The following is a 1,083-nucleotide window of genomic DNA, read 5'->3' as shown; positions in this document are numbered from 1 at the left end:
CGGCGCACCCAGCAGATCGTGCAGGCGCAACAGCTGTTTTTGCGCCATCGCCGCCCTGACACCCCGGTGGTGGTGGTCAAGTCGGCTTACCGGCGCCGCGAGCACATTGAGTTCACCACGCTGGACAAGATGAGCGAGTGCGACATTGGCATGCTGAGCACGGTGCTGATTGGCAACAGCCACACCTTTGTGCGCCATGGCCTGATGGTCACGCCGCGCGGCTACGCCAACAAGTACGCGCTCGACGGCGACGGCAGCGCCCATGCAGGCGAAAAACGCGGGCGCTCGCTGTCCACCGGCCTGCTGGGCTGGACGGAAAACCTCCGCATCGACCACGCCGAGGGCGAGAGCATTGCCGCGCTGGCACAGCGTCACAGCTTGCCTGCGGACTACATTGAAATGGTGTTAAGCGCACCCGTAGAGGATGAAGCTGTTACTGCGGATGAGTCCGAAGAATGAGTGAGGTCGTCAAGCCAAAAATCGGCAGCTACAAACGCCATATCCTGATATGCACTGGCCCGCGCTGCACACAGGACGGGGCGGCCCAGGAACTGTTCGACAGCCTGGGCGACAAGTTCAAGGCGGCCGGGCTGCACGACGGTGATCTGCGCGTCAAGCGCAGCCGCGTCAGCTGCTTTGCCGCCTGCAAGGGCGGGCCGGTCATGTGTGTGCAGCCCGATGGCACCTGGTACTACAACGTCACCCCCGCCAATATGGACCGCATCATTGACCAGCATCTGGTTGGTGGGCAGCCCGTGACTGATCTGGTGTTTCACCAGGGACCGGGTGGCGGTCATGACGCCTGAGGCACAGGGGCACTCCAGCAGCGGGTTTGTGTCCATCGTGGGTGCAGGCCCGGGCCCGGTTGATTTGATGACCCTGCGGGCACTCGACCGGCTTCAGCGGGCCGAGGTGGTGGTGCATGACCGCCTGATCACGGCAGAGGTGCTGGCGCTGATACCCGAGGCCGCGCAGCGCGTGTATGTGGGCAAGGCGCTGGGCAATCACTCGGTGCCGCAAGAAGGCATCCATGCGCTGCTGGTCCAGCATGCGCGCCTGGGGCGACGCGTGGTTCGCCTCAAG

2 protein-coding genes and 1 pseudogene are annotated in these 1,083 nt (G+C 64.2%); all 3 read left to right on the top strand.

From position 1 onward, the window contains the following. Nucleotides 1–459 (top strand): annotated as a pseudogene (locus tag B7X65_RS23875) (precorrin-3B C(17)-methyltransferase); the annotation flags it as partial. Then, entirely contained in the window at nt 456–806 is a 351-nt protein-coding gene (locus B7X65_RS23870; protein ID WP_293596713.1) for an NAD(P)H-dependent oxidoreductase subunit E, read from the top strand. The pseudogene B7X65_RS23875 and the gene B7X65_RS23870, both read left to right, overlap by 4 nt. Next, nucleotides 796–1,083, top strand: a 288-nt coding sequence (locus B7X65_RS23865) for an SAM-dependent methyltransferase (RefSeq protein WP_293596712.1), incomplete at its 3' end; no start/stop codon positions are given. The genes B7X65_RS23870 and B7X65_RS23865, both read left to right, overlap by 11 nt.

Origin of the sequence: Polaromonas sp. 39-63-25, assembly GCF_002278925.1 — a bacterium.
Classification (GTDB): Bacteria; Pseudomonadota; Gammaproteobacteria; order Burkholderiales; family Burkholderiaceae_C; genus Polaromonas.
The sequence above is the reverse complement of the archived record's forward strand: the minus strand, read 5'-3'. Positions and strand labels throughout refer to the sequence as shown.